General features: G+C 63.8%; 17 protein-coding genes. 11 read left to right on the forward strand and 6 right to left on the reverse strand.

Going from position 1 to position 16,919, the window contains the following annotated elements:
- Positions 1-48: 48 nt before the first annotated feature.
- The 7 genes from sufB to Q0687_RS25240 all read left to right on the forward strand — a co-directional run bounded on the left by sufB (position 49) and on the right by Q0687_RS25240 (position 6,308).
- Positions 49-1,545 (forward strand): Fe-S cluster assembly protein SufB, encoded by a 1,497-nt coding sequence (gene sufB / locus Q0687_RS25210; protein ID WP_298882939.1) that lies wholly within the window; start codon positions 49-51, stop codon positions 1,543-1,545.
- A gap of 61 nt (positions 1,546-1,606) precedes the next feature.
- Complete coding sequence (sufC, locus tag Q0687_RS25215) at positions 1,607-2,359, forward strand: Fe-S cluster assembly ATPase SufC (RefSeq protein WP_237858011.1); 753 nt, start codon at positions 1,607-1,609, stop codon at positions 2,357-2,359.
- An 11-nt stretch (positions 2,360-2,370) separates the two neighbouring features.
- Positions 2,371-3,675 (forward strand): Fe-S cluster assembly protein SufD, encoded by a 1,305-nt coding sequence (gene sufD / locus Q0687_RS25220; RefSeq protein WP_298882948.1) that lies wholly within the window; start codon positions 2,371-2,373, stop codon positions 3,673-3,675.
- Entirely contained in the window at positions 3,672-4,919 is a 1,248-nt protein-coding gene (locus Q0687_RS25225) for a cysteine desulfurase (protein WP_298882951.1), read from the forward strand. The genes sufD and Q0687_RS25225 overlap by 4 nt, the downstream gene beginning before the upstream one ends.
- Entirely contained in the window at positions 4,916-5,287 is a 372-nt protein-coding gene (locus Q0687_RS25230) for an SUF system Fe-S cluster assembly protein (RefSeq protein ID WP_092229105.1), read from the forward strand. Before Q0687_RS25225 ends, Q0687_RS25230 begins: the two co-directional genes overlap by 4 nt.
- A gap of 47 nt (positions 5,288-5,334) precedes the next feature.
- A complete protein-coding gene (locus Q0687_RS25235; protein ID WP_018323036.1) occupies positions 5,335-5,733 on the forward strand; it encodes an iron-sulfur cluster assembly accessory protein in 399 nt (132 codons plus the stop codon).
- Positions 5,734-5,870: 137 nt separating this feature from the next.
- Positions 5,871-6,308 (forward strand): TfoX/Sxy family protein, encoded by a 438-nt coding sequence (locus Q0687_RS25240; RefSeq protein WP_298882960.1) that lies wholly within the window; start codon positions 5,871-5,873, stop codon positions 6,306-6,308.
- A 99-nt stretch (positions 6,309-6,407) separates the two neighbouring features.
- Here the strand turns inward: Q0687_RS25240 and fabA are convergent, their stop codons facing one another.
- The 4 genes from fabA to Q0687_RS25260 all read right to left on the reverse strand — a co-directional run bounded on the left by fabA (position 6,408) and on the right by Q0687_RS25260 (position 11,020).
- Entirely contained in the window at positions 6,408-6,938 is a 531-nt protein-coding gene (gene fabA, locus Q0687_RS25245; protein WP_298882963.1) for a bifunctional 3-hydroxydecanoyl-ACP dehydratase/trans-2-decenoyl-ACP isomerase, read from the reverse strand.
- Between the two features lie 85 nt (positions 6,939-7,023).
- Positions 7,024-8,091, reverse strand: coding sequence for a GGDEF domain-containing protein (locus Q0687_RS25250; RefSeq protein ID WP_298882965.1), 1,068 nt, complete (start codon positions 8,089-8,091; stop codon positions 7,024-7,026).
- A gap of 129 nt (positions 8,092-8,220) precedes the next feature.
- On the reverse strand, positions 8,221-9,765 hold the full coding sequence (locus Q0687_RS25255; RefSeq protein ID WP_298882967.1) for a DEAD/DEAH box helicase: 1,545 nt from the start codon (positions 9,763-9,765) through the stop codon (positions 8,221-8,223).
- Between the two features lie 247 nt (positions 9,766-10,012).
- Entirely contained in the window at positions 10,013-11,020 is a 1,008-nt protein-coding gene (locus tag Q0687_RS25260) for a helix-turn-helix transcriptional regulator (protein WP_298882969.1), read from the reverse strand.
- Positions 11,021-11,210: 190 nt separating this feature from the next.
- Between Q0687_RS25260 and Q0687_RS25265 the strand changes: the two genes are divergently transcribed.
- The 3 genes from Q0687_RS25265 (at position 11,211) to Q0687_RS25275 (ending at position 15,013) form a co-directional block, all read left to right on the forward strand.
- Positions 11,211-12,734: a caspase family protein gene (locus Q0687_RS25265; RefSeq protein ID WP_298882971.1), complete on the forward strand. Its 1,524-nt coding sequence runs from the start codon at positions 11,211-11,213 to the stop codon at positions 12,732-12,734.
- Between the two features lie 81 nt (positions 12,735-12,815).
- Positions 12,816-14,063 (forward strand): FAD-dependent oxidoreductase, encoded by a 1,248-nt coding sequence (locus tag Q0687_RS25270; protein ID WP_298882974.1) that lies wholly within the window; start codon positions 12,816-12,818, stop codon positions 14,061-14,063.
- A 179-nt stretch (positions 14,064-14,242) separates the two neighbouring features.
- Entirely contained in the window at positions 14,243-15,013 is a 771-nt protein-coding gene (locus Q0687_RS25275; RefSeq protein WP_298882977.1) for an outer membrane beta-barrel protein, read from the forward strand.
- Between the two features lie 93 nt (positions 15,014-15,106).
- Here Q0687_RS25275 and Q0687_RS25280 read toward each other — a convergent pair whose 3' ends face one another.
- Together Q0687_RS25280 and Q0687_RS25285 are read right to left on the reverse strand one after the other, a co-directional pair.
- A complete protein-coding gene (locus tag Q0687_RS25280; RefSeq protein ID WP_298882980.1) occupies positions 15,107-15,877 on the reverse strand; it encodes a glucose 1-dehydrogenase in 771 nt (256 codons plus the stop codon).
- 21 nt (positions 15,878-15,898) lie between these two features.
- Positions 15,899-16,084 (reverse strand): hypothetical protein, encoded by a 186-nt coding sequence (locus tag Q0687_RS25285; RefSeq protein ID WP_298882983.1) that lies wholly within the window; start codon positions 16,082-16,084, stop codon positions 15,899-15,901.
- Positions 16,085-16,223: 139 nt separating this feature from the next.
- Between Q0687_RS25285 and Q0687_RS25290 the strand changes: the two genes are divergently transcribed.
- Complete coding sequence (locus Q0687_RS25290; RefSeq protein WP_298882987.1) at positions 16,224-16,874, forward strand: hypothetical protein; 651 nt, start codon at positions 16,224-16,226, stop codon at positions 16,872-16,874.
- Positions 16,875-16,919: the final 45 nt, after the last annotated feature.

A 16,919-nucleotide genomic window follows, 5' to 3' on the forward strand; every position in this document is an offset into this window, starting at 1 on the left:
TTCGAATTTGATCCACCGTGGTCCTTGAAACCACGAGCGGAGGATGGAATGCCAGCCGTTCAAGAGACGGTCGAGCGCGTCAAGCGCATCGACGTCGACCAGTATCGTTATGGGTTCGAGACCCTGATCGACTCCGAGAAGGCCCCCAAGGGGCTGTCGGAAGAGATCGTAAAGTTCATCTCGCAGAAGAAAAATGAACCCGCTTGGATGCTCCAGTGGCGGCTGGAAGCTTATCGGCGTTGGCTGACCATGCAGGAGCCGACCTGGGCGCGCGTCGACTATCCCAAGATCGACTTCCAGGACCTGTATTATTACGCGGCGCCGAAGCCGAAGAAGACGGTCACCTCGCTCGACGAGATCGATCCGGAAATCCTGAAGACCTACGAGAAGCTCGGCATCCCCTTGCGGGAAGTCGCCATGCTCGAGGGCGTCGAGCCGAAGGTGGGTGAGGACGATCCCGCCCGCCGCAAGATCGCGGTCGACGCTGTGTTCGATTCGGTCTCGGTTGCGACCACCTTCAAGGCGGAGCTGAAGAAGGCCGGCGTGATCTTCATGCCGATCTCGGAAGCCATCCGCGAGCACCCTGAACTGGTGCAGAAATATCTGGGTTCGGTGGTTCCGACCTCGGATAATTTCTATGCGACGCTGAACTCGGCGGTGTTCTCCGATGGCTCGTTCGTCTACGTGCCGCCGGGCGTGCGCTGCCCGATGGAGCTGTCGACCTATTTCCGCATCAACGAGCGCAACACCGGCCAGTTCGAGCGCACGCTGATCATCGCCGACAAGGGCTCCTACGTCTCCTATCTCGAAGGCTGCACCGCGCCGCAGCGCGACGAGAACCAGCTGCATGCCGCCGTGGTCGAGCTCGTCGCGCATGACGACGCCGAGATCAAATATTCGACGGTGCAGAACTGGTATCCCGGCAATTCGGAAGGCAAGGGCGGCATCTACAATTTCGTCACCAAGCGTGGCGATTGCCGCGGCGACCGTTCCAAGATCTCCTGGACCCAGGTCGAAACGGGTTCGGCGATAACCTGGAAGTACCCGAGCTGCATCCTGCGTGGCGATAATTCGAGCGGCGAGTTCTACTCGATCGCGATCTCGAACGGCTTCCAGCAGGTCGATTCGGGCACCAAGATGATCCACCTCGGCAAGAACACGTCGAGCCGCATCATCTCCAAGGGCATCGCCGCCGGCAAGTCGCAGAACACCTATCGTGGTCTCGTTACCGCGCATCGCAAGGCGACCGGCGCGCGCAACTTCACGGCCTGCGATTCCCTGTTGATCGGTGACAAATGCGGCGCGCACACCGTGCCGTACATTGAAGCCAAGAACTCGTCGGCAACGTTCGAGCACGAAGCGACGACCTCGAAGATCTCCGAGGACGTGCTGTTCTACTGCATCCAGCGCGGTCTCAGCCAGGAAGAAGCGGTCGGCCTCGTTGTCAACGGCTTCGTCAAGGACGTGCTGCAGCAGCTGCCGATGGAATTCGCGGTGGAAGCGCAGAAGCTGATCTCGATCTCGCTTGAAGGGTCGGTCGGCTAACGCCGACCCTCGCGGCGCACCTCGTGCGCTCCAACATCATCTGAATAGACTGGATACCAAGATGGCTTTGCTTGAAGTGAAAGACCTCAAGGTTCGTGTCGAGGAGCGTGAGATCCTCCACGGGCTGACACTGACCGTGAACGAGGGTGAGGTCCATGCGATCATGGGGCCGAACGGCTCCGGCAAGTCGACGCTCTCGCACGTGATCGCCGGCAAGCCGGGCTACGAGGTGACCGACGGCCAGATCCTGTTCAAGGGCGAGGACCTCTTGGAGATGTCGCCCGACGAGCGCGCCGCCAAGGGCGTGTTCCTGGCGTTCCAGTATCCGGTCGAGATTCCCGGCGTCGCCACCATGACGTTCCTGCGCACCGCGCTCAACGCACAGCGCAAGGCGCGTGGCGAGAGCGAATATTCGACGCCGGACTTCCTGAAGAAGGTCCGCGAGGTCTCGAAGTCGCTGAACATCCCGCAGGACATGCTCAAGCGCGGCGTCAATGTCGGCTTCTCCGGCGGCGAGAAGAAGCGCAACGAGGTGCTGCAGATGGCGCTGTTCGAGCCGAGCCTGTGCATTCTCGACGAGATGGATTCGGGCCTCGACATCGACGCGCTGCGCATCGCGGCCGACGGCGTCAACGCGCTGCGCTCGCCGAAGCGCGCGATGGTCGTAATCACTCACTATCAGCGGCTGCTCAACTACATCGTGCCCGACGTGGTGCACGTGATGTCGAAGGGACGTGTCGTGAAGAGCGGCGGCAAGGAACTGGCGCTGGAGCTGGAAGCGTCCGGCTACGCCCAGTTCGAGGACGCCGCGTAAGGAATGTTGCGATGAACGTTGCTGTGGCAAAGACCGGGAATGGCCGCGCGGTGAGCGATCTTTTCGCCAGCGCGGAAGGCCGCTTGCCGGGTTCGCCTTCCGTGATCGCGACGCGCCGCGAGGCCTTCGGGACCTATGAGCGTCTCGGCCTGCCGCACCGCCGGATCGAGGAATGGAAATACACTGACCTGCGCGCGCTGGTCGGCGAGGTGCTCCCGCTGGCAGCCGCGCCCGATGCGGCCGCGCTGAAGCGCGCTGCGGAGGCGGTGAAGACACACGCGATTGCCGGCGCCCGCAAGCTGGTGCTGGTCGACGGCGTGTTCGCGCCCGATCTGTCCGACGTCAAGGCGCTCGCCGGTCAGGCGGGCTTCAAGACCCTGCGCGAGTCGTTGGAGAAGGATGCTGGCCTGCTGAAGACCGCGTCCACCGATGCGGTGATCTCGCTCAATGCGGCGATGGCAACCGACGGCGTGGTGCTTGATATCGCCGACGGTGCACAGCTCTCCACGCCGATCCAGATCCTCCACATCGCCACATCAGCGTCCGCCTCCGCCTTCACCCGTTCGCGGGTCGCGATCGGGAAGGGCGCTCGCGTCACCATCGTCGAGAGCTTCATTTCGGCAAGCGCTGGGGCTTACCAGGTCAACGACGCCGTTCTCATCACGGTCGGTGATGGCGCTGACGTCGCCCATATCCGCCTCATGGACGACGCGCCCGATGCGGTGAACGTCTCCTCGCACTTCGTCACCATCGGCGCCGCCGTGAAGTTCAACTTCTTCAACATGACCACCGGCGCGGCGGTCAGCCGCCTGCAGGGCTTCATCACGCTGGCCGGCGAGGGCAGCGAGCTCTCGGCCAACGGTGTCAACCTGCTGCAGAAGACTGAGCATGGTGACACCACCCTGGTGGTCGACCATGCGGTTCCGAACTGCGTCAGCCGCGAAGTGTTCCGCGCGGTGATCGACGACCGCGCCCATTCGGTTTTCCAGGGCCGCATCATCGTTCGTCCCGATGCGCAGAAGACCGACGGCAAGATGATGACCCGCGCGCTGCTGCTCTCGGATGAAGCCGAGGCCGACAACAAGCCCGAGCTCGAGATCTTTGCCGACGACGTCTCCTGCGGCCACGGCGCCACCGCCGGCGCGCTCGACGACAGCCTGCTGTTCTATCTGAAGGCCCGTGGCCTGCCGGAAAAGCAGGCCCAGGCGCTGCTGATCCAGGCTTTCGTCGGTGAAGCCATCGAACAGATCGCCGATGATGGCCTGCGCGAGCACGTGATCGGCATTGCCGAACGCTGGCTGGAGCGGCGGTCATGACCACGCATCCCGCAGTCAAGAACGGTGCCTATGATGTCGCGCGCGTGCGCCAGGATTTTCCGGCGCTGGCCATGCAGGTCTACGGCAAGAAGCTGGTCTATCTGGACAACGCCGCCTCGGCGCAGAAGCCGAGCGCGGTGCTCGACCGCATGACGCAGGCCTACACCAGCGAATACGCCAACGTGCATCGCGGCCTGCACTACCTCGCCAACGCCGCAACCGAAGCCTATGAGGGCGGTCGCACCAAGGTGGCGCAGTTCATCAATGCGCCCCGTACGGAAGAAGTGATCTTCACCCGCAACGCGACGGAGGCGATCAACCTGGTCGCATCGTCCTGGGGCGGGCCGAGCATCAAAGAGGGCGACGAGATCGTCCTCTCGATCATGGAGCACCACTCCAACATCGTGCCCTGGCATTTCCTGAGGGAGCGGCAGGGTGCCGTGATCAAGTGGGCGCCCGTCGACGATGAGGGCAATTTCCTCATCGACGAGTTCGAGAAGCTGCTGACCTCGAAGACCAAGCTTGTCGCGATCACGCAGATGTCGAACGCGCTCGGCACCATCGTGCCGGTCAAGGACGTCGTGAAGATCGCGCACGCCCGCGGCATTCCCGTGCTGGTCGACGGCAGCCAGGGCGCGGTGCATCTGCCCGTCGACGTCCAGGATATCGGCTGCGACTTCTACGTCTTCACCGGCCACAAGGTTTATGGTCCCACCGGCATCGGCGTGCTCTGGGCCAAGTACGACCATCTCGTCGCGATGCGCCCCTACAACGGCGGTGGCGAGATGATCCGCGAGGTCTCGCGCGAGATCGTCACCTATGGCGATCCTCCGCATAAGTTCGAGGCCGGCACGCCGGCGATCGTCGAGGCCGTCGGCCTTGGCGCTGCCATCGACTACGTCAATTCGATCGGCAAGGAGCGTATCGCCGCGCACGAGGCCGATCTCACTGCCTACGCCCAGGAGAAGCTGCGCGAGATCAATTCGCTCAGGCTGATCGGCACGGCGCGGGGCAAGGGCCCGGTGATTTCCTTCGAGCTCAAGGGGGCGCATGCCCACGATGTCGCGACCGTGATCGACCGTCAGGGCATCGCGGTGCGCGCCGGCACCCATTGCGTGATGCCACTTTTAGAGCGGTTCAACGTGACCGCGACCTGCCGGGCCTCGTTCGGCATGTATAATACGCGGGAAGAAGTCGATCATCTGGCACAGGCGCTGCTCAAGGCGCGGGATTTGTTCGCATGAGTGACACGGCCGAAATCAAAGCCAATCCGATGGAGACCCATTCGGCATTGCCGCCCGAGGAGACCGAGCGTCTGACCCGCGAGATCATCGCCGGGCTCAAGACCGTGTTCGACCCGGAAATTCCGGCCGACATCTATGAACTCGGCCTGATCTACAAGGTCGAGATCAAGGATGACCGTTCGGTCGACGTGCAGATGACGCTGACGACGCCGAACTGCCCGGCCGCCGGCGAACTGCCGACCATGGTTGAGAATGCGGTTGCCAGCGTCCCCGGCGTCGGCGTGGTCGACGTCAAGGTGGTTTGGGAGCCGGCCTGGACGCCGGAACGCATGAGCGACGAGGCCCGCCTCGTGCTCAACATGTGGTGAGACGACTCCTACGTTGAATTTGCTCTGCAAAGGACCACATCTCTGACATGACACAGGCCACACCAGCATCCACACCGAAGCCGCGGCGGCCGCGCCCGCAGGTGATGCGGCTGACGGACGCTGCAGCCCAGCGCATCACCGAGCTGACCCAGCGTGCCGATTCCGAGATCGTCGGCCTTCGCGTCGGCGTGAAGAACGGCGGCTGCGCCGGCCAGTCCTATACGGTCGAATACGCCCATGATGTCCGCCCGACCGACGAGGTCGTCGAGGACAAGGGCGTCAAGATCCTGGTCGACCCCAAGGCCGTGCTGTTCCTGCTCGGCACCGAGATGGACTACAAGGCCGACAAGATGCAGGCCCAGTTCGTCTTCAACAACCCCAACCAGATCTCCGCCTGCGGTTGCGGCGAGTCGGTCGAGCTGCGCCCGGCCAAGATCGACGGGTAGTTTCTTTCCGTCATTGCGAGAAGCGAAGCGACGAAGCAATCCAGACTACCTCCGCAGAGGCAGTCTGGATTGCTTCGCTTCGCTCGCAATGACGGCGGTGCTATGAAAGCTGGCTTTCTCGCTTGGGGACGCCTTCCATGGACCGCGAATTCCTGATCGACCTGTTCGCCGATTTCGGCCCCGTCACCATCCGAAAAATGTTCTCCGGCCACGGCATCTCCGTCGACGGCGTCAACTTCGCGCTCGCGCTGCGCGCCGGCCTGTTCTTCCGCGCCGACGAGGTGACGATCCCGGACTTTGAAGCCGAAGGCTCCAAGCCGTTCCAATATTCGACCCGCGCCAAGACCGTGCTGGTGAATTCCTACTGGGAGTTGCCGGCGCGGCTGTTCGACGATTCCGAGGAGCTGGCACAATGGGCGAGGGCGGCGCTCGCGGCTGCCCAGCGCGCCAAGGTGAAGAAGCGGCCGAAGAAGGCCAAGAAAACTGCGGCGAAGATGGCGAGGCCGAAGAAGGTCGCCAAGAAGACTGCCAAGAAGAAGACTGCCAAGAAGGCAGCCAAACGAAAGGTGCGGTAGGGTGGGCAAAGCGGAGCGTGCCCACGATTAGGATGGTCATCGCGTGAGATCGTGGGCACGGCGCAAGGGCGCCTTTGCCCACCCTACGCGAGTGGAGGCTTAGTCCACGGCCTTCGTCAAGCCAACTCGCATGTCCTTGGCGACGAAGACGCTGACACCATCCGCGAGCACACGCCCATCAGCAATGCCGAGCACCAATTTGCCGCGACGGACCATACGCATGGCGACCTCGTAGCGCACGGATCGCGCCTGCGGCGTGACAGCTCCTGTTACCTCGACCTCGCCGACGCCGATGGCGCGGCCCTTGCCGGGTGAGCCCGACCAGCCGAGCCAATAGCCGACCATCTGCCACATCGCGTCCAGGCCCAGACTTCCCGGCATCGTCGCATCGCCGCGATAATGGCAGTCGAAGAACCAATGGTCAGGCACGATGTCGAGCTCGCCGACGATATGGCCCTTGCCATACTCGCCGCCATCCAGGCTGATCTCGGTGATGCGGTCCATCATCAGCATCGGCGGCGCCGGCAATTGCGCATTGCCCGGGCCGAAATAGCCGCCTTCGCTCGATCTCAGCAGCTCGTCCTTGGTATAGGACGGTTGCGGCGCATGAAATTCATGAGGATTGGGCACGACGACACGTCCTCGCTGCAGTCTGGCGAGGAAGATGTTGTTCGTCAGGCCGGAATGTCAAGCGGGAGCGGTTGCGCTGCTCGCATCACGCCACCCGGTTGTGCGTCTCGACCGCGAATTCCGGGTCGATTTCGCAGATCACGCGGTTGCGGCCGTTGCGCTTGGCCGCGTAGAGGCAGGCATCCGCGCGCTCGATCAGCGCGTCGGTGTCGTCGCCCTGCTTCAGCATGGAGACGCCGACGGAGATGGTGACCCGGCCGAGGATCTCGCCGGTTGATTTCTTCTTCAATTCCTTCGCCATCACGGCGCGGCGGATGTGGTCGGCGACGGTAAGCGCTTGGCGCAGCGCCGTGTTGGGCAGCACCACTGCGAACTCCTCGCCGCCGTAGCGCGCGGTGATGTCCTGGCCCTTGATGGTCTGCTTCAATGACAGGCCGACCAGCCGGAGTACCTGGTCGCCGGTGAGATGGCCGTAGGAATCGTTGAACGACTTGAAGTGGTCGATGTCGAACAGCAGCAAGGACAGCGGCTCGCCGCTCGCAAGCGCGCTCTGCACCGCCATGCCGATCATGCGGTCGAAATATTTGCGGTTGCCGAGACCCGTCAGCGGGTCGGTCAGGCTCTCGGCGCGGATCGCTTCCAGGCTCTGCTGGAGATTGCTGATCTCGTTCTTGGCCAGGATCAGCCGGTCTTCGAGGACCTTGTTGCTATTGCGCATCTCGCTCGTCGAGCTGAGGAGAGTTTCGATGATCGATTTGATCTGTTCGGCCTTCTTGGCCAACGCGAGCTCCTTTGCCGCGCCCGAAAGGCTCGCGTCGTAGGAGCTGGTCATCCCGAGCGCATCGCTCAACACGTCGACGACGTCGTCGATCTCGCCGATGACGCGGGCGCCGACCTTGTCGATACGGTCGGTGGTTTTGATGTGCGAGAGATAGGTGTCGTAGATCTGCTCGAGGTCGGCTTCGTTCAGCTTGCCGTTGCGTGCCAGCGTCTCGTTGATGATCTTGTTGAGCGGGGCGTTGTAGCCGGTCGCGTAGACGTACCAGATCTCGTAATTACGGGGAATCGCGGTTTGCTTCAGCGATCGGATCTGGCCGAGCGCCACCTCGGCGAACGCCATCGTGCGTTCGTGTTCGTCGAGCAGTTTGACCACGGAACATACCCCACAGCGGTCGGTGCGCCCATCGACCGCAGCAATGCTTAAATTATGTTCGTAGGCTAACGGACGATCATGAACGGTCGGTAAACGCTCGACCGTTCAACTCACGCGTGTATCGCGGCTTCAGGCGCCGGCGGGGGAGCGGACCGGCCGCAACAGGAATGCCGGAAGATGCGAGTGATCGCCGGGCTCGGTATCGGCGTCGCGCTGGCGGCGCGGTTCGGGACGGCCGATCGACGGCACGTGCGAATTGTCGGCTTGCGGACGCGAGCCACGACGCGGCTCGGAGGAGGGCCTGGCTTCGCGCGGGGGTCTTGCCTCACGTGCTGGCCGTGCTTCGCGCGCGGTCCGTGCTTCGGCAGCGGGTCTTGCATCCGACGAAGGCGTCGCCTCGGAGGCGTGCCGCGCCTCGCGCGGCTCGTGGCTGCGCTCACGGTCGCGACCGCGCTGCGGCTTGCCGCGTCCGCCGCGGGAACGTTCACGATCGCGGCCGCGGGACTCGCGCGGGCGGTCGCTCCGTTCCCCCGAATCTGCAGGCACTTCGTAATCGCCTTCGGCGCGCGGAATGCTCTGGCCGATCAGCTTCTCGATCGCAACCATCGACTTCTGGTCGAGCGGCGTGACGAGCGAGATCGCAGTTCCGGTGCGGCCGGCACGACCGGTGCGGCCGACGCGATGGACGTAATCGTCGGGATGATGGGGGACGTCGAAATTGAAGACGTGGCTGACCTCGGGGATGTCGAGGCCGCGGGCTGCGACGTCGGATGCGACGAGGAGCGGCAGCTCGCCCTTGCGGAACTGTTCGAGCGCGGCCGTGCGGGCCGACTGGTCCATGTCGCCGTGCAGGGCGCCGACGCTGAAGCCATGCTTCTGCAACGATTTATGAACGACGGCGACCTCGCGCTTGCGATTGCAGAAGATGATCGCGTTTTGGAGATCCTTGGCCTCGCGCAGCAGGCGGCGAAGCAATTCGCGCTTTTCGTGCGCCTCGCGCCCGGCCGGTACCTGACACTGCGTGACGGTGACGGCGGTGGTGGCGGGCTTGGAGACTTCGACCTTTTGCGGATTGTGCAGGAAGGTCTCGGTGATGCGCCGGATTTCCGGCGGCATGGTCGCGGTGAAGAACAGGGTCTGCCGCGTGAACGGGACGAGCTTGCAGACGCGCTCGATGTCAGGGATGAAGCCCATGTCCAGCATGCGGTCGGCTTCGTCGATCACGAGCAGCTCGACGCCGGTGAGCAGCAGACCGCCGCGTTCGGTATGGTCGAGCAGCCGGCCCGGGGTGGCGATCAGCACGTCGACGCCGCGTGTCAGCTTGGCGTCCTGGTCACCGAAGGAGACGCCGCCGATCAGGAGGGCGACGTTGAGTTTCTGGCCGGCGCCGTAGCGGTCGAAGTTTTCCTTCACCTGCGCCGCGAGTTCGCGGGTCGGCTCCAGGATCAGCGTGCGCGGCATGCGCGCCCGCGCGCGGCCCTTTTCGAGGATGGTGAGCATCGGCAGCACGAACGCCGCCGTCTTGCCGGTGCCGGTCTGGGCGATGCCGAGGACATCCTTGCGTGCAAGGACGTGGGGGATCGCCTGTTCCTGAATGGGAGTGGGGTTGGTGTAACCTGTGGCCGCAACTGCGGCGAGGACTTTTTCGGACAGTCCGAGATTGGAAAAGGACATTGAGCCTCTGGTCGAAACCGCCGTTCGGAATCGAGGGTAAAAAGGCTGTCGCGTTCCACCCCGAAACGGCGCGCTCTCAAAGAAGCTGGGGGTGCTGACTCACGCGAACAAAGCGCCAGGCTCAGGAATCGCTTTTCGATCTGAACCGCGTCGACCCGGAACATAGGGCGGAATCGGCCAAAGTCAATGGAGCAGGCGCGGGAAGGTCCTAAAAACCCTAAGGTTTTTGCTCAAATCACGGGCGCGGCTAGGGTTTTCGCCGTGGCAGCCGAGAAGGTGGTTCAAGGGGGTGGTTAACGCCCCCTGCAGCCCGTGCCCGGAAATCGCCCGGCGCCATGCCATAGGCGGCGTTGAAGACCCGATAATAGGTCGCAAGGCTCTCGAAACCGCAGGCGGTGGCGATGTCGGCGATCAGCCGCTCCGGCGTTTCGCGCATCAGGCGGCGGCTTCTCTTCAGCCGCTCCTCAGTCACGGTCTGCGAGAAGCTGCGCTCGGCGAGCTCGAACAGCATGTGCAGATGGCGCACGGAGACGCCGAGCAGGTCGGCCACCCGCGCCGGCGCCAGATCCGGGTCCTGCAAATGGCGTGCGATCAGGCGCCGCGCCAGCGACAGGCGAGCCGTCCGCAGCGCGGCCTGTCCGCGCCGGCTGCCCGGCCTGACGATGCCGCGCTCAATCAGCGCCAGATGCCCGAGCGCCTGCACCAGCGGGCCGGCGTCGGCCGCCCCCTCAACCGCGGCGGTCTCGCCGAGATCGGCAAAGCAGGCATCGAGCAGGGGCGCCAGTGCGGCATCGTTGAAAGTCTTGGGCGCAAGCTCGCGCATGCGCCTGTCCTGCGTTGCAAGGCCGCTGATGGGGATCTTCAGGATGCGCAGATGAAACCCGGCTCCGCCCAGCGGCCTGGTGCGGTATGGCAGGTCGGTGTGGCTGGTGGCAAAGCCGCCATTCGCAATGGCGAAATCGCTCGAGCGCATGCCGCCGAACCAGCCGCCGCCGCCGAGCTGCTGGTAGACGCAGATGGCATCCCCCGGCGCGCAGCTGATGTCGGCTGGGCTCCGCTCGACCGCATAGGGGGAGGCCTTCAGCTCGACGAGGCCGCCCATGCCGACCTGGCTCAGCGAGAACTCCCCGTAAAACCCTGTGCGCTGTTCGCGCTCGAGCTCCGCCGTGACACCAAACAGGCCTTTTGCGCGCACCTCGCGCCAATAATCGAAGCGGTCATGAGGTTCGACTTCGTCGGTACACCAGCGATACACGGCAGCCCCTCGCTTGCCCGCAATTGCCCTAGAAAAAGCAGATTCCAGCGGAATCTGCCAGTGGGCAGATGATGGAACTGCGGAAGACGGATCGGTTGAACCGTCGCGACGGATGAACCGACTATCACAGCAAGGCGCAAGGTGGCCGCATGGAGCCACCGGGGAGCCGTTCTGCAACGGGAATGTAACGATGACGCGTCGGTTTTTCGGAATTCTGGCCGCGCTGGGCCTGGCGGCGAGCCTCACTGGTTTCGCCAGCGTTGCCCATGCCGAAAAGCGCGTCGCGCTCGTGATCGGCAACAACGATTACAAGAACGTTCCAAAACTTCAGAAAGCCGTCAACGACGCCCGCACCATGGGTGACACGCTGAAGCAGCTCGGCTTCCAGGTGATGGTCGCCGAAAACCAGAACCGTCAGCAATTTGCCGAGACCTTGCTGGCCTTCGACCGCGCGATCGAACCGGGCGACACTGCGTTCTTCTTCTATGCCGGCCATGGATTCGAGATTGCAGGTCAGAATTATCTGCTGCCGACCGACGTGCCGGCTGCGACCGAGGGTCAGGAAGAGCTGGTGCGCGACGCCTCGATCCTTGCGGACCGTGTCGTCGAGCGTCTCCAGAACAAGAAGGCACGCGCCTCGATCCTGGTGTTCGATGCCTGCCGCAACAATCCGTTCGAGCGCTCGGGCACGCGCGCGGTCGCCGGCGGCGGGGGCCTTGCGCCGATGACACAGCTGCCCGAAGGCGTGTTCTCGGTGTTCTCGGCCGGTCCGCGCCAGACCGCGCTCGATCGTCTCTCCAACGACGATGCCAATCCCAATTCAGTGTTCACGCGCACCTTCGCCAAGGAACTGCTCCAGCCCGGTGAAAATCTCGTGCAGGTTGCCCAGCACACGCGCAGGCTGGTCAGCGAGATGGCCGATACCGTCAAGCACAAGCAGGTGCCTGTCTATTTCGACCAGATGGTCGACGACGTCTTCCTCAGTGGCGCTGCCAAGGATGCGGCCGCCGCCGCGGCGCGGCCAGCCGATCCGCCGCCGCAAAAGCTCGCAGCGCTGCCGCCGGTGTCGGTGCCGCGCGTGCCGAAGGAGGAGAGCACCAATGCGCCGATCGCGAGCTTCTCTCGGCACAATGGCGGCTGGAGCGTGACGTTCTCCTTCGCCGATCCCACCATCGGGATCTCCTGGCGCATGGCCGGCAGCGGCGATTTCCGCGAGACCGGATTCATCGACACGCTCGATCCGCGCACGCGCAAGCGGCTGCCGAACCCGTCGATCGAGCTGCCGCCGGATGCGCAGGCCGGCACCATCGAGGTTCGCTACGTCGACGCGTCCGGCGACATGCAGGGGCCATTCCCCATCAAGTTCGATCCCGAAGCGGCGCTGATCCGCGACCAGCGCAAGATCCTCGACATGACCGCCACGAGCTGGCTGTCGTTCCGCCAGTTCAACGGGCTGCTGGTCTACTATTCCCATCTGCTGTCGTATCGCTGCGCGATCCGCGAGGCGAGGATCGGCATCGACACGTCGGTGCCGGACAAAGTGCTGAAGCTGCCGGCTTGCGATCTCCGCGATCCCTCGGCGATTACGGCCGGCATGCAGCTCTATGAGAAACTGCCCCCAGCGACGCAATTCATGTCGGTCGAATTGACCTACCGCGACGGCAGCGTGTCGGAAGTGAAGACTTTTCGCACGGCTAACCGCAGCAACAATTGAGCGGTTCCTCGGATTTGAGCATGCTCCCGACGTTCGCTAGCGCTACAATCGCCCCGGCGATGCAGCAGCGAAGGGCGGGTCATGGAGACAGTTACCCCAGAACAGCGGTCCCCGCGCGTCCGCAAAGCCCGCTGTTGCATCGTCGGCGGCGGCCCTGCGGGCATGATGCTCGGCTACCTCCTGGGACGGGCCGGCATCGATGTCGTGGTGCTGGAGAAGCACGCTGATTTCTTCCGCGACTTTCGCGGGGATACCGTGCATCCCTCGACGCTTCAGGTGCTGGACGAGCTCGGCCTCATCGACGGATTTCTCAAGCTGCCGCATCAGCGCCTGCAAAAGATGGACGGCCTGTTCGGCGGCGCCAAGGTGCGGATCGCCGATCTCAGCCGGCTGAAGACGAAATACCCTTTCATCGCTTTCATGCCGCAATGGGATTTTCTCAATTTCCTGCGCGAGGCCGGCAAGCGTTTCGCCTCGCTCGAGGTGTTGATGAGCGCGGAGGCGATCGACCTGATCCGCCGCGGCGACACCGTTGCCGGCGTGCGCGCGAAGACGCCCGACGGCACCGTCGATATCGAGGCGGATCTCACCATCGCCTGCGACGGCCGGCACTCCACGGTGCGCGAGCGCGCAGGTCTTGCCGTCGAGGAGATCGGTGCACCGATGGACGTGCTCTGGTTCCGCGTGGGCCGCAAGCTGGACGAGACCGAGAACCTGTTTGCGCGCGTCGAACCCGGCAAGATGATGATCACCTTCGATCGCGGCGACTATTGGCAATGCGCCTACGTGATCGCCAAAGGTCAATATGATGCGGTGAAGGCGAGGGGACTGCAGGCACTGCTCGACGATGTCGTGCGCATGGCGCCGGTCCTCAGCCACGGCATCGCCGACGTCAAGAGCTTCGACGACGTGAAGTTGCTGACGGTCGCGATCAACCGCTTGCCGCGCTGGACGCAGCCGGGCCTGCTTCTCATCGGCGACGCCGCGCATGCGATGTCGCCGGTGGGTGGCGTCGGCGTCAATCTGGCCGTGCAGGATGCGGTCGCGACCGCTAACCTGCTCGCCGGGAAGCTGATGCGCGGCTGCCCATCCGAGCAGGAGCTCGATGCCGTTAGGCGCCGCCGCGAATTCCCGGTGAAGATGACGCAGGCGATGCAGGTGGTCGTGCAGAACAACATCATCAGCGGTGCGCTCAAGCGCGGGGGCCAGCCGCTCAAGGTGCCGCTGATCCTGCGCGCGATTTCCGCATGGCCATGGCTCCAGGGCATTCCCGCGCACTTCATCGCCATCGGCGTGCGGCCCGAGCACGTGCATTCGCCTGTCGCCTGACGTAGCGATTTGGTAGGGATAATGCCGCGTTAAATTGCGGCGTTCGCGTTGCGCGCGTGCAACAGCGCAAACGCATTCGCTGGCCGCCAAGCGCCAATCCGCCGTCTTAACTTTCTTGATTCAAATTTGAGTAAGAACTGCGTGTGAGCGTACGCCCATCAAAGGACACGGGATGTACCATGCGTAACAAATTGATTGCTGCCTTCGCCTGCACGACCGCTCTGGTTTCGACCGGCGCTGCTTCCGCCGCCGATCTCGCCGCGCGTCCTTACACCAAGGCGCCTGCTTACATCGAACCGCTGTTCAACTGGACCGGCTTCTATGTCGGTGGCCATATCGGCGGCGCCTGGACCAACGAGCAATTCATCAACAATGGTGTCGGCGCGCCGTTCGGCGACCTCGTTCCGGGCCAGGGCTACCGTCAGCGCAGCGCCGGCATCATGGGCGGCGCCCAGATCGGCTACAACTGGCAGGCCAACAACTACGTGTTCGGCATGGAGGGCACGATCTCCGGCCTCGACAACAAAGGCACCGTCGTGAACAACGCGTTCGGTGCGGGCGATGACATCTTCAGCTGGCGTGCGAACGTTCTCGCGACCGTCGTTGGTCGCGCCGGCTTCGCCGTTCAGAACAACCTGTTCTACGTCAAGGGCGGCTATGCCGGCGTGAACAACCGTCTCAACGTCACCGACACCGTCGGCGTGGCCCAAGGCTCGGGCGGTCAGACTCACTGGGCCAACGGCTGGACCGTCGGCGCCGGCTGGGAATACGGCATCACCCGCAACTGGATCGTCGGCCTCGAATACAATTACGCGGCCTTCGGCAGCCAGACCTATCAGCTCGGCGGCACGTCCGGAAACTACACCTTCGACGCCAAGCCGCGCGACATCCAGTGGGCTGTCGTCCGCGCCAGCTACAAGTTCGACGCGCCTGTGATCGCGCGCTACTGAGCAACAAACGACGACCAAAGAAAAGATCACGACCAAATTAAAAGCCCCGGCTTCCACCGGGGCTTCTTTTTTGCGTGCAGTTGCGACGTTTGCTCAGGCCATGACCGAGAAGCCGCCGTCGACCGGAATCGCGGTGCCCGTGACGAAGTTCGATGCAGCCGAAGCGAGGAACACGGCGATGCCGGCGAAGTCGTCGATGTCGCCCCAGCGTCCTGCAGGCGTGCGTGCCAAGACGCGCTCGTGCAGGCCCGAGACCTGCTTCCGCGCACCGCGGGTAAGATCGGTGTCGATCCAGCCCGGCAGGATCGCATTGACCTGGATGTTGTCGGGCGCCCACGCGTTGGCGCAGGCGCGCGTGTACTGCACGATGCCGCCCTTGCTGGCCGCATAGGCCGTGGCAAAGCTGGCGCCGAAGATCGACATCATCGAGCCGATGTTGATCACCTTGCCGTTGCCCGATGCCTTCAGCGCCGGATAGGCCAGCTTCGAGCAGACGAAGGCGCTGGTGAGGTTGGTGTCGATCACCTTGTTCCACTCGTCGAGCTCGAGCTCGTGCGGCGGCTTGCGGATGCTCATGCCGGCATTGTTGATCAGGATGTCGATGCGGCCGAGCTCCCGGACGACGCGGTCGATCATCGCCGCGACGGCCTCTTTGTCGGTGACATCGGTGGCGACCGATATCGCCTTCACGCCGCGCGCCTTGAGGTCGGCGACGGCCGCGGCCGATTTGGTTTCGTTGCGTCCGACCACCGCGATATCGGCGCCGGCGTCGGCGAGCCCATGCGCGAGGCCGAGCCCGATGCCGCCATTGCCTCCTGTGACGATCGCGACCTTGCCGCGGAGATCGAACCGGTTCGATGTCATGCTTTCACTTCCTGGTTTCTTTTATTGGTTGCTCTGCCAGATCAGGACCAGCCCGAAGCCGGCCATGGCAGCGCCATAGCCAGCCCATTGCAACTGGTTGATCATGAAGCTCGATCGCGGCCAGGCGAGGGTGCCCGTGCCCTGTCCGATCCAGAGCAGCCCGACAGCGAGGGCAAACAGGCCTGCTACAAGCAGAAATCTGCGCATCCATTCCTCCCCGTCGGTCTGGTTCTGTCGTGACCCGCGGCAGGTACGATCGCCACGGGTCCCGAAAACTTCCCACCAGACTAGCCGTAGCTTCAGTTCGGATACAATGGCTGTGGATCCAAGCCGCGGGGGAGGCTGCATGTCCGTGCACAAGCTGAGCTTGGGGGGTAACGCGATGTTGGGCGCAGTTGCTGCGACCATGCTTGTCGCGGCCTATGCCGGCGTTCCGCGCCATGCGGATTTGCGGGCGTTTGATCCGGCCGAAATGGCGCGGCTCGAGACCGCGATGTGGCGCGACTACTATGACAAGCGCTACGCCGCGCTGTTCTACCATCTCTACGCCTCGACACGGACGCAGTTCGGCTTTTCCCCGTTCACGAGCCTGCACATCGCACTCAGTGCGGCAGAGGCGGCCCGGACGTTTCAGCCGACGCACTCACGGCAGGAGGCTAATGCGGCGCTGCCGGCCCTCGTCGCGTACTACCGCGATTCCGCAGCGGCCGCGCCGGTGGCGTTCGACGTCGAGGAGGCGGCCCGTTTCGAGCTCGATTGGTGGCAGGCGCGCCGCGAGGCCTCAGGTCCCCGGGACTATGGCCTGACCATCGCGCGCGTGGCGGCGCTGACCTATGGCAAGAGCGCCGAGGACGTCGACATCAGGCAGTTCGGGATCGCGCGGGCTGAAGCGATGGCTTATCGCGACGGGCGCGGTGAGTGGATTACCGAGGCCGATTGGGTCGCCATCGAAACCCAGCTTGCCGGCGCCTACCGGTCGTTGAAGGCTAAAGCGTGATGGCATTAGGTTTGATATCCTGAATTTCTGAAGTAGTTGGCGCAC

Origin of the sequence: uncultured Bradyrhizobium sp. (genome assembly GCF_936928535.1) — a bacterium.
Taxonomy (GTDB): Bacteria; Pseudomonadota; Alphaproteobacteria; order Rhizobiales; family Xanthobacteraceae; genus Bradyrhizobium.

What these genes read in the sequence shown, in the direction of transcription:
- Q0687_RS25290 (WP_298882987.1), top strand. Translation starts at nt 16,224, where the DNA reads ATGTCCGTGCACAAGCTGAGCTTGGGGGGTAACGCGATGTTGGGCGCA.
- Q0687_RS25280 (WP_298882980.1), bottom strand. Translation starts at nt 15,877, where the DNA reads ATGACATCGAACCGGTTCGATCTCCGCGGCAAGGTCGCGATCGTCACA.
- Q0687_RS25285 (WP_298882983.1), bottom strand. Translation starts at nt 16,084, where the DNA reads ATGCGCAGATTTCTGCTTGTAGCAGGCCTGTTTGCCCTCGCTGTCGGG.
- Q0687_RS25225 (WP_298882951.1), top strand. Translation starts at nt 3,672, where the DNA reads ATGACCACGCATCCCGCAGTCAAGAACGGTGCCTATGATGTCGCGCGC.
- Q0687_RS25235 (WP_018323036.1), top strand. Translation starts at nt 5,335, where the DNA reads ATGACACAGGCCACACCAGCATCCACACCGAAGCCGCGGCGGCCGCGC.
- Q0687_RS25230 (WP_092229105.1), top strand. Translation starts at nt 4,916, where the DNA reads ATGAGTGACACGGCCGAAATCAAAGCCAATCCGATGGAGACCCATTCG.
- sufC (WP_237858011.1), top strand. Translation starts at nt 1,607, where the DNA reads ATGGCTTTGCTTGAAGTGAAAGACCTCAAGGTTCGTGTCGAGGAGCGT.
- Q0687_RS25265 (WP_298882971.1), top strand. Translation starts at nt 11,211, where the DNA reads ATGACGCGTCGGTTTTTCGGAATTCTGGCCGCGCTGGGCCTGGCGGCG.
- Q0687_RS25255 (WP_298882967.1), bottom strand. Translation starts at nt 9,765, where the DNA reads ATGTCCTTTTCCAATCTCGGACTGTCCGAAAAAGTCCTCGCCGCAGTT.
- sufD (WP_298882948.1), top strand. Translation starts at nt 2,371, where the DNA reads ATGAACGTTGCTGTGGCAAAGACCGGGAATGGCCGCGCGGTGAGCGAT.
- Q0687_RS25270 (WP_298882974.1), top strand. Translation starts at nt 12,816, where the DNA reads ATGGAGACAGTTACCCCAGAACAGCGGTCCCCGCGCGTCCGCAAAGCC.
- Q0687_RS25240 (WP_298882960.1), top strand. Translation starts at nt 5,871, where the DNA reads ATGGACCGCGAATTCCTGATCGACCTGTTCGCCGATTTCGGCCCCGTC.
- Q0687_RS25275 (WP_298882977.1), top strand. Translation starts at nt 14,243, where the DNA reads ATGCGTAACAAATTGATTGCTGCCTTCGCCTGCACGACCGCTCTGGTT.
- sufB (WP_298882939.1), top strand. Translation starts at nt 49, where the DNA reads ATGCCAGCCGTTCAAGAGACGGTCGAGCGCGTCAAGCGCATCGACGTC.